The following is a 15,230-nucleotide window of genomic DNA, read 5'->3' on the forward strand; positions in this document are numbered from 1 at the left end:
TTTGGCGACTAAACCATATCACTTACTACCGTTTTTGTTTTTAGTTCCCGCTAATCCGCGATGAACCAATAAAAAGCCGCATTAAGCGGCTTTAGAGGAGTAATGAAAAGTCGTCGACTTAGTCGAGCTTCGATTGAACGAAGGCGAGGATTTCTTCCATTGTTGCATCATCAACTTTCTTAAGGTTCAACGCCAAGTTTGAACCCTTGCGGCTGTATGATGCGCGGCCCTTAATAAGCTCAACTTTTGGAGAAGCTTTCTTCGCTGGCGCTGGCGCCAATTCAAGAATCCAACCTTCCAAAGTTTCTGTCACGTCTTTGGTTAGACGAGTTACGCCTTGAGCTTCGCTACGCTGCCATACAAAACCTTCAGAAGCATCACACTTAGTCAGCAGTGTTTGCTGCTGTTCACTCGTCAATCCACCAAACTGCTTGTGCAGTTTAACAATGGTTGGACGACCAAGGTCGCTCACATTTGGGTAAGCTTGTAGCAATTCAAGTGGTAAAGCGGCTGCTTTCAATGCACCACTCACCAAAGCTTCACTGCACTGGAACATTTTCGCCAGTGCTTTCTGGTCTTCAGCTTCGCCTTTATCTAGCTTCGCTTGCATCTCTTTGCCCTTCTCATAAAGAGAAAGCGGTTTATGAGCGTTAGCTACGTCTGATAGGAATTTAGCGTGTTCGCCGTTAATGTTTTCAGCAACATAGATTAGGAACTCTTTGTCAGCCAAAATACATGACATACGACGACGGCTACCATCAAGAACTTCAATCTTACCGTCTTTGTTCTTACGACCAACTGCTGGGTATTGCTGACCACGTTCTTTCAATGTTGTAAGAACATCAGAAAGCGCATGCTCGTTTAAGAAAGATTGCTCACGAGCATTCTCTTCAAAAACAACCGTTCGAGTTGCCACTTCAGCCGCAGGAATTCGAACCAATTCAAATGAAACCAAATCTTCGCCAGCAACAGAAAGCTCAATCACTTGAGCCTGTTCTTTTGCCGCTGTTTGCGCTTCTTGTGGTGTTGCTACGCGACGTTTGTTTGCTTTACCAAATAGCTTTGCATTTAAGTCAGATGTTTTAATTGCCATTGTTGTTATCCCTGATTAAGTGAAGGCCAGTTGCTATGTAATACGCGCTCTAATTCTAGAGCACTTTTTTGTACTGCGTCTTGAGCAACAGCTAGAGTTTTCTTACCGCCCTCAAAGTCGCTCACCGTTAGATCGAAAACCGTGCTGTAAGTGTCGGCACAGGTTTCAAAAGCACGGCTTCTTGGAATGGTTGCCATCATTACTTGGTCATTCAACAGGTAGTTCATTTCAGTCAGAACTGACACCTGTTTCTTGTTGTCGTCTTCAAACATGGTTGGCATTAGACGAACAAATTCGAGCCCTTTCCAGTCATCCGGGAACATTTCGTAAACCGTTGGTAAGTGCTGGAAGAAGTTAACCGTTGAAGCCCAATCCAAACGCTTAGCTGCACATGGAATCAGAAGTGCGTTCGACGCGTACATTGCATTCCATACTAGAGGGTCAACGTGCGGGCCGGTATCAATCATAATCACATCGAAGTCATCGGCGATTTTGTCGATAAGCTTCTCTTTTAACAGACGAACAATATCAAGTGACTGATCTTGTGAAAGGCTTTGCCACGCTTCAGCGTTAAACATCGCATCTTCTGGGAAAGCAGAAATTGTCTTCAGGTTTGGATACTGAGTTGGCAATAGTACGTTCTTACGAAGAAACTCTAGATCGACATCTTGGCCTTCAGGCACATTGTCCAACATGATATCGACGGCAGAATAGATGCTGTCGTGCTCTGCCCCACTAATTTGTGGATTTAGGAACAGACGCAAAGAGCCCTGTGGGTCCAAGTCAATCAGACAGATACGGTAGCGCTTATCCAAATTCAGAGACAAACAAGCGGCTAAGTGAACTGCTGTCATTGATTTACCCGTACCACCCTTCTGGTTTTGTACGTTGATAATCCATGGCTTATTGTCAGCGTGCTGCTTACGTTCATGGAACTTCGGCACTTCTGCCGCGTCCATCAACATGTGAGCTTCTGTCAATGAAATCGAGTAATGATTAGCGTTGTTCTTTGTGAACTGATGGCCATCAGCTTCAAGTTTAGTGATCGCTTCATCGAGCTTACGACGCGTTAAACCAGAACGAGTCTCCATCATAGCTTTAGACATTGGAGGGAAATGTTCATCACTTCGCTCTTCCAAAATAATCTCAATTCGGTCAGCCTGAACTTGTTGAGTTTGTTCGGCTAGCTGATAGAGCTTATCAATCGTTTGTTCTCTTTTCATTGCCAGTTTCCGTAATGATTAACTAAGTACAAATTGTACAGCGATTAACAACAAACACAACAAAAACATGAACATACATTTATGAGTAAAATCACATAAAATAGACCGCATTTTTACAATTTGATGAAACATCGCCTTAGACAAACACAAAAATGACTGCTTCTATCATGTAATAACCATGCTATTTCTAGTCTACATTTTAAATGTTACAGCATCACTTATTTACAATGTAAATGGAATTTCAACGAAAAACCTTCGGAACGATTGAAATACAACCGTAGATTACGGTTGGTGTGATTTGCATTCGAATTTATAGATTTTCAATCCAATAAAAATTAAAAAACACTCAATGACCAAAAAATTCAAAACAGAAGAGAAGATGGGGTGTCAAAAAACAACAGAGGATTGGAACCTAACCGGAAAAATGATCATGGAGCACATCCAGTGTAAGATAATTGATAACGCCAAATTATGAAGCATGATCAAGGCGTAAACTGAGCAATATTGATCCGAGCAACTGCACATTGAAAATGATCAACCTCCGGAAAAATGATCAAGTAAACATAGTTCCGGAAGCATGTAATTTATGAACTAAGTTACGGACAAATGCTTTTGGAATGGGGATTCAACGCCTATAAGGGCTCAATGATTGAAAATTCAATCGACACAGACCAAGAATACACAAACATGACAATTTCATGATCATGCTTCCTAGTTAAGACCCACCCGCTCTAAATACATCAAAGCAATCCATTTCCAGCGGATACAGACTAAATTTTGCACTCAATAGGGTAGGAACGATAAAAAAGTATGCTCTCTTGATCATTGTTCCGATAGATTGGCCACCACAAGTGTCCACTTAGACAAGTCAAAAGCGACTTAGAAACCGATGTTGAATTCCGATCTGTGGATAAGCTGTATAAGTATAATGATCATGCTTTCGAACCAATAATGATCATACTTACAATGACTTAATGATCATCGTTCTGATGTTCTGTGATCATGCTTTCTTAAGTTTAATGATCATAGTTTCGGAACCTTTATGATCATGCTTTCCAAGGCGATTTATTTTAATGCTTTAAATTCAGCCACTTATAAGCAAACTTACGTCCAGATCATTAGATCACTTAATCATTTAAGATCATATTAATCAAAAAGATCAGTTATTTAAAAGCCAATAAATTCTCTTTATTTATGATCATTCTTTCTTTATCATTCAGGAACTATAGTGAAATTACGGTTAGTGTGATACGGATCAAAAATGAAACCAGAAGAGAAATTGTTAATTAAGGCACGAAGCCACAAAGATGGTCATTTATTTGAGGTATCTGAAATAGCCGTTGAATGGATAGAACAATATCAACACTTCAAAGGTGTCACCAAAAGCATAGTTGAGCTTCTTAACCTAATTTCACTTCGTGGGTTTAGCAGTAAAGACGGGTACGTTTCCACCACTGAGATTATTGAATCAACCGATGGTCAAGTCACTCGCGCAGCCTTGCAGCAAAGGCTGAGAGCTGCAGTTAATATCGGATTGTTCAAACAAATCCCCGTTCGCTTTGAAGAAGGCCTTGCTGGTAAAACCATGTTGCATCGCTTTGTGAACCCAAACCAATTGATATCGGTGCTGGGTGCCACCAGCTTAGTGACAGAAAGCGTGAAGCAAAATGAAAAGCAAAAGCGCTCTAAAGCCCTAGCTCAAACCAAAGTAAACAAGCGCTTACTGAATGAACATGGGTTGAATACCCCACCAACGATGAAAGATGAAGCGGATCAATTCATTGTTTCGCCAACCAATTGGGCGGGGATTATTGATCAAGCGTTAGCGCCACCTAGAACTCGTAAGAGCTACCAGAAATCCATGGTTTCGATCTCTGGCACTCGCGCTGTGATCGAGACACGATCTTCTAAAAATATCATGACCGTTGACGATCTGATGACGCTATTCGCGTTATTCACTCTCACCGTTCAATATCATGATCATCACCAAGATGATTACCATCTAGACGCGAAACACACGCCAAACAAAACACCACTCTACATCACTGATATTTTGTCTTTACGTGGCAAGAAAGACAGCGGCCCTGCACGTGATTCTATCCGCGACAGTATTGATCGTATCGAATTCACGGATTTCCAACTGCACGAGCTTACAGGCCGTTGGCTTAGTGAGAACATGCCAGAAGGCTTTAAGAGTGATCGTTTCCGATTCTTAGCTAGAACCATTACCGCATCGGAAGAAGCGCCTACAGAAGGCTCTGACGGCGAAATTCGCATTAAACCGAACCTATACATCCTGGTTTGGGAGCCTTCGTTCTACGAAGAGCTGCTGACACGTGACTATTTCTTCCTATTTCCGCCAGAAATCCTGAAGCAACATACCTTGGTCTTCCAAATGTATTCGTACTTTAGAAGCCGCATGGCACGTCGTCATTCAGATAGCATGTTGCTCAGTGAGCTCAACCAGAAATTGGCGCGTAACATCGATTGGCGTCGTTTCTCGATGGATCTGATCCGCGAGCTCAGAAAGCTGGGTGAAGTCGGGGAGCAAGAAGATACCTTCCTGGTTAATCTTTGGGGTTATCACTTGACGATCACCGCGTTGATCGAAAAAGGGAAAACGACCGATTATCAGGTAGATATCAAATGTAATGTGGAAGAGGTCTTACGTTACTCAAGAGCGCGTACCACTAACGCGGGTAAGCGTAATATGGCACCAACGCTGCCGAACCCACTTCGTAACGAAATGGTGTCTAAGCAGAAACTGGAAGAGCTGTCTGAGATTATCGACGGTGAGTTTGAGCCAATTCAGCGTAAAGCACCGTCGCCAAGAGGTAAATTGGGACGTCGAGTTAAGCAGCGTAAACACTCTGTTGAGATCAACGCTGACGAGATCATGATTACTCTCTCTAAATATACCTCTGCAGAGGCTCTAGAACGCAGCATAACGGCTTTATCTGCTATGACAGGGCACTCACATGCCTCAATCAAAGAAGAGTGCTCAGAGCTCATTGAGAAGCTTGATTGGTTGAGAGTAGGGGAGGACGTTATCCCATACGAAACACTGAGTCGCTTGATTGAGCTATATAACGACCGAGATAGCACCAGCAATCGACATCTGTCCATTGAACGTTTGATCTCTGGTTTAGCGGTGCGTCGTAAAGTGTGTAAACAAGTTCATGAAGGTCATTTAGACGAAAACGTGTTCCTTGCGCTCGATGAAATGGCGATTGGCCACTAGTCATTATCCTATCGCGATAAGCCTGTTTTACCGTCGCTGAATGGATAGTTTTGAACACATTAGGTGCTGATTAAAATCGCACCTAACGCTGACAAAGTGATGACAAAGTAGCGCATCTAGTTGATTATTATTTATCCCGAATAGACAACCTTTGTCCTTTCTTGTGATTAATAGATTGGCTCATATTTTGTTACATCATACTGAATAGATTTTTGCGAGTTCCCAAGGGACTCGCTTTTTTTTGCCTAAAATTCAGTCAATCATTAAAATTCAATAGCTTACAGAGTTAAACGCCGAAGCATGATCAAGGCTCGATCATGCTTTCTACGGATCTAGCTCTGGTGAGATTCTGATTTGATGCTTGATCGAGAAGGGCTTGATCAGTGGAGATGGCGTTGAATAATGCCTTGATCATCGTTTCGGGGATGGGTTGCCATAAAGCGTACATGCGACTCGATCAATTTTTCAGACTCTGCTTTCCAACGTGGTTCTTGCTGTTGGTTCGTAAACTCCAAAGCCAATACACACAAGTGTTGTAGCCGCTGTGTACACCACTCTTGCAATCCTGCTTCTGATTTTGGGTCACATGACACCGCTTGCAGCTTACTGTAGGCAAACATTAGGTATTGGTAGGCTTTATCTTGATGGCTTGAGCTGCTGGCCTCCTGCGAAGCCAACTCCGGATTCGATGAATCCGCGAGGTGGCGATAGAAAGTAAAGATTCTCAGGCATCCGTCTAGCCAACATGCGATACCTTTGCTCTGCTCATCTGTGATCAATGGCCCCCAGAGCGCATCTGGAGGCGTTAAGATCAAAGGTTCTAACCGGTCCACTTGATCATGCTTTCGGTCTTTGTACCAATCTCCGATCCGCTCTAACCAAGTGTCTAGTTCATTCATGCAACGTTATCCCACTGTTTTACAAAGTGATTATCAGAAACTTGTTTGATTTCATGCTGTATTTCACTGCTCTGCTCTCGAATACGATCAGCGTCTATTGAATAGTTTGGCTCATTTTTGACGAGTTCGCCAAATGGCAGATCGGGATCTGGTACGGCAGAGATCAACAACTTAGTGTACGGGTGTCGTGGATTGGTTAAGATCGACTGGGTTGATCCCCATTCGACGATCTGTCCTTTGTACATAACCGCTGTCTCTTCTGCGATGTAATGTGCTGTGGCAAGATCGTGGGTTATGTACAAAAAGCCAATCCCCAACTCTTGCTTCATTTTTTGCATCAGGTTCAACACGCCAAGTCGAATCGAAACGTCCAACATCGAGGTGGGTTCGTCAGCAAGAATAACCTCAGCGCCAACGGCCAGTGCTCTCGCTAGGTTAACCCTCTGTCTTTGGCCTCCACTGAGCTCGTGCGGGTATTTGGCGAGCGTTTCGATGGGTAACTCCACCAGAGTTAATAACTCTTTGAGGCGTTCTGTGAGAGCCTGTTTAGTGGCTACCTGTTTATGGATCTTAAGTGGGCGCGCTAAATGGTGCTCAATGGTGTGAGTGGGATTAAGTGAACCAAAGGGGTCTTGAAACACCATTTGCACACGGCTGCGATAATCCAAGATATCTTTACGGCTTTTCAGCGTAGAGATGTCTCTGCCTTTGAACAGTATCTCTCCCTCTGTCGCAGGGTAAACCTTGGTCATCAATCGTGCGCAGGTGCTTTTCCCGCAGCCTGATTCTCCGGCTAAGCCGAAAATCTCGCCTTAGCCTATGTGAAAGCTAACGGATTTGATTGCATTGAAAGAGGGGAAAATGAGAGTTGGATCAAACCACATTTCTTATGGGGAATCTTTTAAATATAATTGCAGAAAATGGCTTTGGCAAAGTTTAAATGAGGCATTTATTAATTAGCTTTGTGAAGCGTCGGAATCATCACACTTCAGTACAGAATTTCTTAACAAGCGAAAAAGCATTTGCTACAGATTACCTGTCCATTACATGGTGCTTTTCGGAGGAAAACATGTCCATTAATTCTATCAACCATGATGAAATGACAAATATTGCAAACAAGTGGGATGCTGAAGAAGAAGTATCTTTCAAACCAGAAAAGAAAATGAAGTCTGCTGAAGCTCGTCGTCGTATCGAGACTCTAAGAGAAATTAGAGAAAGCGGTTTGAGTCTGGAAGAAGCGAGGGAGCTAGGTCTTATTCACTAATAATCCCCATTGCATTTAGAAGGGTGGCACAACGCCACCCTTTGATTTATAAGTGTTTTTTCATGTTTCCTATCCAGATTTAATCAACTCCTTGATTCTTTGGCTCACTGTTCTGTTTAGCCCAACCCTTTTGATATTACGCTTTTCAGATGAAAAACACGCACATGGCATACTCTTGAGCTAAGTTGTTTGACAGTCATATTCAACGCCACTAATTTTAAAGTTAAAGCAAAAATATGCGATGTCGTTGGTAAGGAGAAGGCTATGTCTAATTCTGTGGCTCAAGCTAAAGAAGTGCTGTTTTACGAACCCGAAGATCCGAACGGATACCTGTCAAATTTTGCCGCTTGTCCTATCAAGGTAGGTGATCAAGTTTGGGCAACCAGCGAACATTATTATCAAGCGATGAAGTTTGCCTCCGAAGCGCTACGTAATACCATTTTGGAAGCCAGTACACCTGCTGAAGCGTTCTCTTTAAGTCGTGACTACGAAGACCAAGTTCGCGAAGATTGGTATGACATTCGTGTTGAAGTGATGCAGTTTATTGTGACGGAGAAGTTCAGACAGAATCCACAGTTTGCGCTGTTTCTTACCAATACCGGAGATTCGGTGATCAAAGAACATTCGCACAAAGACCACTTCTGGGGCGATGGCGGCGATGGAACCGGCGAGAACCATTTGGGTAAGATTCTGATGGCAGTGCGTCACCAGCTTCGCACTCAGCAACTGCATTTAATTGCTTCGCACTGATTCGTCGATTCAGATAGCGGCATGCTTATGATTACCCCTTAGACGCATTTAAAAGGCCGCCCTGCTATCTAGTATGAAGCAGGGCGGCCTTTTCGGTTTTAGAGAGTCAGGCATCAACGAGAGTTAACGTACGTGACTAAGCTATCCGTTGCTAAGTTCTAAGTTACGCTGGTGCTATAAGTAACTCTGTACGATGTCGTCAAGCTGTCCATCGTCTTTCATTTGGTCTAGGCGTTGGTTGATGAAGCTTTGCAGTTTAGGATCCATCTCAGGGTCAAACGCCAAATGGATAGGGTAGTTATTGATGACAGAACCAAACTCTTGCATCTGGTAATCATCAATACTCAGTTTTTGTTCGTTTAGGTTGTATTTGATTCGTGATTCCATTTCCACAAACACGGTGTCGCCAGGTGCTCGGTTCAGGACACGAAACGCAGCAGTGTAATCTTTTACTCGAATCTCGTTGAGCTTGCCTTGTTGGATATAAGGTTCCAAATTCGGGTACTCAAATCCTTTTAGCAATACCACGGCTTTCCCATCGAGATCATCGATTGTATTGAACTCAAATGGCTTTTTACCGCTGCTGAGTAATACGTGTTTTACATTGTAAATCGGGTCTTCAGATAGGTTCGCAGATTGAATATTCCCCCAACTAGGGCTGCCATAGGTAACCCAGTTTGGGTTCTCTCTCGCATCGAGCTTGTCGATCATTCGATTAAAAGGGTAGGTGTGGTAGTTGATCTCATATTGGCTGTCATCAAACACGGCTTCCACAATATCTGAAACGATTCCTCTGTGAGATGACCCGTCAGTTTCGATTTGAAAAGGTTGCGCTTGGCTCGCAATAATGTAGTAGTGAAGAGGTTCGCTTGCAGAAGCATAACTGCTTGAAAACAAACTGACTATGGATGCAACGATAAGATGTTTTTTCATAACCTTCCCTAGTTATTTGATGAATGACTACTATTATACTAGTTGAGTAATTGTAGTTTGCTAGGATAACAATAATGGTAATTTTTGTATGGTGACAAAAGGAAAACGCTACGTTGGGCTCTCCCGACAGTTGATCGGGATGATAATAGCGATCAGTACCTTATTCACAGTTATAGTGACAGGTCTCGGGTTGTATGTAGAGTACCAAAGTCGAGTTTCTTTTATCAGCTCTCAGATCGAGCAGGTCAAGGCTGGCTACCTTTCTGGTTTAACGGCCAGTTTGTGGGTTGAAGATCGAGAGCAATTGTTTGTGCAAGCCGAAGGCATCTCTCGCCTCCCTTCGGTCAGTTACCTTCTTATCGAAAGTCCCGATGAAAAAATTCTAGAGTTAGGTCAAAAGACCGAAGGCCAATCTTATTCTCAGTCTTGGGAAATGGTGCACCAGATGGGCGGCACAGACTTCCCGTTGGCGACGCTCACGGTTCAATCAGACTTGAGCATGATCCTAGATGACTTTGAAGAACGAGTGTTATTGTTGCTCGCCTTCGAAGCCGTTAAAATCTTCTTGTTGTCTCTGGTATGTTTAACCATCGTCTATCGTCTTGTCGTAAAACGTTTGATGACCATGTCTTCCCAAATCAACCAGCAACAGGTCGAAGACAACAAACCGCGCTTTATAACGCCAACTCACTCTACTTACAAAGATGAGATATCGACTCTAGAGAGTAGCTATAACCGATCGGTAGAACGTATTCGTCAACAATATCAAGAGCTGGAAAAAGCCAAAGACGTTGCTGAGGTGGCCAACCGCAATAAAAGTGAATTCCTTGCCAATATGAGTCACGAAATCCGTACCCCAATGAATGGGATTATCGGGTTATCGTCTTTGCTCTCTGAAATGGATATGCCGAAAGAGCAAAAAGAGTACATCAACATGCTCAATACCTCTTCGCTTACTTTGCTCGACTTAATCAATGACATTCTCGATTACTCGAAGATCGAAGCGGGGCGACTAGAGCTTCAGCAAGAGCCGATGAAAATGATGGGCATTGCGGCCGACGTTGAATCAATCTTTCGAGTGAAAGCCGAACAGAAAGGGCTTCGATTCCAATTAGCGATCGACCCTAAGATCCCAACCATGGTGATTGGCGACGGTACTCAACTAAGACAAGTCCTAAATAACTTAGTAGGCAACGCGATTAAATTTACCGAGCATGGCCACGTCACGCTCTCGCTTCGTTTGGAAGAGGTGGTTGAGCCTGAGCAAAAACTCAGAGTGAGGTTCGAGGTTGTCGACAGCGGTATCGGTATTGCAGAAGACAAACAGAAATCGGTGTTCGATAAGTTTCAACAAGCCGACGGCAGTACCACTCGTATTTATGGAGGCACAGGGCTTGGTCTAACAATATGCGAGAAGATAGTGACATTGATGGGCAGCAAGCTTGAACTCACCAGTGTTGAAGGTAAAGGCAGTACCTTCTATTTTACGGCTGACTTTGACCCGTGTTTAGAAGCCGATGAAAGCAATATCGATTTCAATAAGGTTTCGGTTCTGCTTGTGGATGATAGCCAGCTGAACATGCGTATAACGTCTACACAGCTTCAATCCTTTGGCGTTAAGTCTGAGTGCTGTGAAACGGCAAACCAAGCGTTAGAGTTGGTTTCAGAGTCTGTGGCTCAGTCATCACCTTATGCTCTCGTTCTGATAGACAAAGTAATGCCGTCCGTTGATGGCTTTCAACTGGCGAGAAGCTTAGTTGAACGCTTTGGTAGCGAGTGTCCCAAGTTAGTGATGATCTCTGCTGACCCTAGAAAGCAAGATGAAGCTCGTGCTAAACAAGTCGGTTTTGTTGCCTACATTGCGCGTCCTTACCAAGATAATCAGCTTAAATGGACCATCAGTGAGGTACTCGCGAGAGCGGCTGATACTTCAGTCTTTACCTATCCGAACAGAGGAGAGGTTGCGTTTAAAGACAATGAACCTGTGCCGTTAAGTAAACCTGCAGCGGTTGTTAAAGATGCTCCCATTGTCTCTGTAAACGCCACACCAGCCGATAAACAAGCTCCAATTCAAGCAGAGTCAAAACCTGTCGCAGTTGCCGGAGAATTTAGTGGTACAGTTTTAGTTGTTGAAGACTCGCGAGTAAACCAACAAGTCGCCAAGATGATGCTCAAGAAGCTTGGCTTTGAGGTTGATATTGCCGACAACGGTGAAATTGGTGTCGAGAAATTCAAAGTCAACGAATACGAGATGATTTTTATGGATTGTCAGATGCCGGTTCTCGATGGCTTCGAAGCGACCAAGCAGATCCGAGCGCTCGAAGAAGGGGCTGCAAAGCATATTCCAATCATTGCGCTGACGGCCAACGTCGTGCAGCGAGACAAGCATTTGTGCTTCGATGTAGGCATGGATGAGTTTTTACCTAAACCGGTTAACCAAGGCAAACTGAGAGAGATCGTAGCGAGTTTCTTGTCGAAAGAGACGGAATCAAACAAAGAACATGAGCAGCAAATTGTTTAGTTGAGTATCTCTAATCTTACTTTCATTAAAAGAGTAATGAGGCGAATTAGACATAGTCTTTTATGCCGTTGGTTATATTTGAAGTATCGTGTGAAAGAAATGATAAAGGTGGCCTGAAAAGACCACCTTTTTTGTATGTGTCGGTTTGAACTTAATCTCTATCGATTGCGAACGCAGACCATGCTTGGCGTGTCGGCATCACTTCGACTCGGTTAATGTTGATGTGATCTGGCAAGGTTGCGATATAAAACATCTGCTCGGCAATATCCTCTGCTGACAACGGTGTAGTGCCTTGGTAAAGGTTGTCTGAAGCCGTCTGGTTACCTTTAGTTCTTACAAGAGTAAATTCCGTTTCTGCAATACCAGGGGAGAGGTCAGTCACTCGTACCCCTGTGCCTTGTAAGTCACAACGTAGGTTGTAACTGAACTGCTTTACGAACGCTTTGCTGGCACCATACACATGGCTTCCTGGGTAAGGCCACTGTCCGGCGATTGACCCAACATTGATGATTGAGCTTCCTGCGCCTTTTTTAATTAACGTAGGCAACAGCGCATGAGTAACATTAACCAAGCCTGTGACATTGGTATCGATCATAGTGTGCCAGTCTTTCAAGTCCACATCAGGCGCGCCTTCTGGTGCCAAAGCTAACCCAGCATTATTGACCAATGCGGTAATCGATGAAAATTCAGCGGGTAATGAATCAATGGCTTGTTTTACGGCGTCTGCGTCTCGAACGTCGAGTTGAATTACATGCACAGGCACCGTTAATTCTTCCTTTAGGTCGAGTAGCCTTTCGATTCGACGACCAGACAGCACTAACGACCAGTTATCTTCTGCGAAACGTTTTGCTGCCGCTTTGCCGAAACCAGAGGTTGCCCCTGTAATGAACGCTATCTTATCCATAAATACATCCTTCTAATTTGAAATTAACATAAGTAGTGCCATGCCGATCAAAATCGGCGCGGTCGTTGTTTTTGCAGACAAGTTCGGTACTGATAGATACAGTTTTTGCCCCAGTACATTGCCAATCAAAGCTGCCGGTAATAGCCATAAACCTGTGATGAACGATTCTTGGTTAAATGCGCCAATCCATATGAAGCCGATCAGTGAAATCGCTGAACTCAGCAGAAAAAACACAATCGCGGTGGCTCTCTGTTCACTGGTTTTAATGGTCAGGTTCATCAAATACGTCACTAATGGCGGACCTCCTGAAGAAGCGGTGGTCATGCTAAACCCCGAAATGGCTCCCGCCCAAAACGCGTGTCGTTGGTGCAACCAAGTGAGGCGTAAGTCCAAAATAATCAGCGTGCTAGCGACCAAAGACATCATCGCGATAAAGGCCTTCAAGCCTGATTCCGATATCGTGCTAATGAAATACAGCGAGAAAGGCACCGCAACCAACATGCCAATACACAGCGGCGCAATAAGCCGGATATTGATGGTGGTTTTACTTCGCTTGAGCAGAGGAAAGGCACTTAAAAAGTCCAACAAGATAGCGATGGTTACCGCTTGCAATGGTGGAACAATAAAGCTGAGGGAAAGCGCTACGATAATCGCAAACCCAAATCCTGAATAGCCTCGAACTACTCCTGCAAACAGAATCAATGTCATCGCTAATCCTAATTCCACTCTTGCTCACCTCTTTGCTTTTGATATTGCTGCTGCGTTAATTAGCGTTCGATGAGACCTGTCTCGTCTGCCTTTCAATCTATTCACACCTAAGAGTTTTGAATAGAGCCAGATCGACGATTGGATTGGGTCAGGCAGTTTGTTGGATCGGGGATGAGACTTGGGCTGATGTACTGGCCCAATGTTTTGTTGAAACTGACACTATGACCTCCGCCCTGTTTGGGATGAAGATTATTCCATCCGATAGCGCAGCCTTTTCAATGTCGTGTTTTGTGTCTTTCATTCTCGAAGACGAGCCAAGCACGAGCGGCTGTGAATCTAGTGTTGTTAATGGAGACGATGAAATGGAAGTATCAACAGAACAGCTTGTGAACCAAGATATTATCGACCTCGACAAGAGCGTATTTCATTCTTGGTCGATTCAAGAAGCAGCGGAGCCTATCGCCATTGCGGGTGGGCAAGGATGCAAAATGTGGGACTACGAAGGTAAAGAATACCTTGATTTTAGTAGCCAACTGGTTAACACCAACATTGGTCATCAGCATCCACAAGTGATCAAAGCGATTAAAGATCAGGCAGATTCATTAGTGACCGTTGCCCCTGCGACCGCCAACCTCACTCGTGGTTTGGCGGCTAAGCGTATCTTGTCGAAAGCGCCAAGCTCGTTTAAGAAGGTGTTCTTTACCAATGCAGGGGCAGATGCCAACGAAAATGCGATTCGCATGGCGCGACAATTCACAGGGCGCGACAAGGTGCTATCTGCTTACCGTTCTTACCATGGCAATACAGGTACTGCTATTGCTGCGACGGGGGATTTTCGTCGAATTCCAAACGAGTATAGCCGTGGGCACGTTCACTTCTTCAATCCATTTCTCTATCGAAGCGAATTCAACGCGGCGACTGAGGCAGAAGAGAGTGAGCGTGCCCTGCAGCATTTAGAGCGAGTGATTGAATGCGAAGGACCAACGGCGATTGCGGCGATTATCCTAGAGACGATTCCGGGAACGGCTGGTTTTCTCATTCCGCCCAAAGATTACCTTATCGGCGTGCGTGAGCTGGCAACCAAACATGGCATTCAGTTGATATTCGATGAAGTCATGGTCGGCTTTGGTCGCACGGGTAAGTGGTTTGCGTTTGAGCACTTTAATGTCGTGCCAGATCTGATTACTTTCGCGAAAGGGGTGAACTCGGGTTATGTGCCGGCTGGTGGCGTGGTGGTCAGCGAACCGATCGTTGAGCACTTTAAGTCAAACTTCTTTATGGGCGGCTTAACGTACTCTGGTCACCCTTTGGCGATGGCTTCTATCGTTGCAACGCTCGATGTGATGGAGCAAGAGGGCATTGTCACACATGCTGATAACGTCGGTAACAGCGTTCTAGGGCCGCTCCTACTGAGCCTTCAAGAGTTGCACCCTATGATTGGTGATGTGCGCGGTAAAGGGATGTTCTGGGCGGTTGAGCTGGTGGAAGATCGTGAAAGTAAAACACCTTTAAGCAATGAAAAAATGGGGCAATTGAAAGCGCAATTGACCAAGCGAGGCCTGTTGACCTTCATTGTGAATAACCGCATTCACGTTGCGCCACCTTTGGTTATTCAGCCAAGCGAGATAAAGAAAGGCGTTAAGATCATTGATGAAGTGTTGTTTGAGCTCGCTTCTTAAGCCTCCAATAAGATA

The 15,230-nt window shown here is 44.3% G+C and carries 11 protein-coding genes and 1 pseudogene; 5 read left to right on the top strand and 7 right to left on the bottom strand.

Annotated features, from left to right (window positions below; all coding sequences use genetic code 11):
* Positions 1-118 precede the first annotated feature (118 nt).
* Entirely contained in the window at positions 119-1,093 is a 975-nt protein-coding gene (locus AB6F11_RS07460; RefSeq protein WP_017065141.1) for a ParB/RepB/Spo0J family partition protein, read from the bottom strand.
* Between the two features lie 5 nt (positions 1,094-1,098).
* Positions 1,099-2,316: a ParA family protein gene (locus tag AB6F11_RS07465; protein ID WP_017061213.1), complete on the bottom strand. Its 1,218-nt coding sequence runs from the start codon at positions 2,314-2,316 to the stop codon at positions 1,099-1,101.
* A gap of 1,261 nt (positions 2,317-3,577) precedes the next feature.
* Between AB6F11_RS07465 and AB6F11_RS07470 the strand changes: the two genes are divergently transcribed.
* The gene (locus AB6F11_RS07470; protein WP_102393384.1) at positions 3,578-5,557 is read left to right on the top strand and encodes a replication initiator protein RctB domain-containing protein; all 1,980 of its coding nucleotides are present in this window, start codon (positions 3,578-3,580) and stop codon (positions 5,555-5,557) included.
* Between the two features lie 380 nt (positions 5,558-5,937).
* Here AB6F11_RS07470 and AB6F11_RS07475 read toward each other — a convergent pair whose 3' ends face one another.
* Together AB6F11_RS07475 and AB6F11_RS07480 are read right to left on the bottom strand one after the other, a co-directional pair.
* The gene (locus AB6F11_RS07475; protein WP_017061216.1) at positions 5,938-6,456 is read right to left on the bottom strand and encodes a hypothetical protein; all 519 of its coding nucleotides are present in this window, start codon (positions 6,454-6,456) and stop codon (positions 5,938-5,940) included.
* Positions 6,453-7,340 (bottom strand): annotated as a pseudogene (locus tag AB6F11_RS07480) (ABC transporter ATP-binding protein). The gene AB6F11_RS07475 and the pseudogene AB6F11_RS07480 overlap by 4 nt, the downstream one beginning before the upstream one ends.
* Positions 7,341-7,525: 185 nt before the next feature.
* Here AB6F11_RS07480 and AB6F11_RS07485 point away from each other — a divergent pair.
* Positions 7,526-7,720 carry a hypothetical protein gene (locus AB6F11_RS07485; protein ID WP_017061218.1) on the top strand — a complete coding sequence of 65 codons (195 nt, stop codon included), beginning with the start codon at positions 7,526-7,528 and terminating at the stop codon, positions 7,718-7,720.
* Between the two features lie 189 nt (positions 7,721-7,909).
* A complete protein-coding gene (locus AB6F11_RS07490) occupies positions 7,910-8,470 on the top strand; it encodes an NADAR family protein (RefSeq protein ID WP_050643559.1) in 561 nt (186 codons plus the stop codon).
* 174 nt (positions 8,471-8,644) lie between these two features.
* Here the strand turns inward: AB6F11_RS07490 and AB6F11_RS07495 are convergent, their stop codons facing one another.
* On the bottom strand, positions 8,645-9,403 hold the full coding sequence (locus AB6F11_RS07495) for an ABC transporter substrate-binding protein (protein ID WP_019823349.1): 759 nt from the start codon (positions 9,401-9,403) through the stop codon (positions 8,645-8,647).
* 88 nt (positions 9,404-9,491) lie between these two features.
* On the opposite strand from AB6F11_RS07495, the gene AB6F11_RS07500 reads away from it, so the two are divergent.
* Positions 9,492-11,924, top strand: a complete 2,433-nt coding sequence (locus tag AB6F11_RS07500) for a response regulator (RefSeq protein WP_102393383.1) — start codon at positions 9,492-9,494, stop codon at positions 11,922-11,924.
* 151 nt (positions 11,925-12,075) lie between these two features.
* Here AB6F11_RS07500 and AB6F11_RS07505 read toward each other — a convergent pair whose 3' ends face one another.
* Complete coding sequence (locus tag AB6F11_RS07505; protein WP_017061222.1) at positions 12,076-12,828, bottom strand: SDR family NAD(P)-dependent oxidoreductase; 753 nt, start codon at positions 12,826-12,828, stop codon at positions 12,076-12,078.
* Positions 12,829-12,840: 12 nt separating this feature from the next.
* Positions 12,841-13,536, bottom strand: a complete 696-nt coding sequence (locus tag AB6F11_RS07510; protein WP_017066352.1) for a sulfite exporter TauE/SafE family protein — start codon at positions 13,534-13,536, stop codon at positions 12,841-12,843.
* A 362-nt stretch (positions 13,537-13,898) separates the two neighbouring features.
* On the opposite strand from AB6F11_RS07510, the gene AB6F11_RS07515 reads away from it, so the two are divergent.
* The gene (locus AB6F11_RS07515; RefSeq protein WP_069595314.1) at positions 13,899-15,215 is read left to right on the top strand and encodes an aspartate aminotransferase family protein; all 1,317 of its coding nucleotides are present in this window, start codon (positions 13,899-13,901) and stop codon (positions 15,213-15,215) included.
* Positions 15,216-15,230 lie beyond the last annotated feature (15 nt).

Origin of the sequence: Vibrio sp. 10N.247.311.14 (assembly GCF_041467715.1) — a bacterium.
GTDB lineage: Bacteria > Pseudomonadota > Gammaproteobacteria > Enterobacterales > Vibrionaceae > Vibrio > Vibrio crassostreae_C.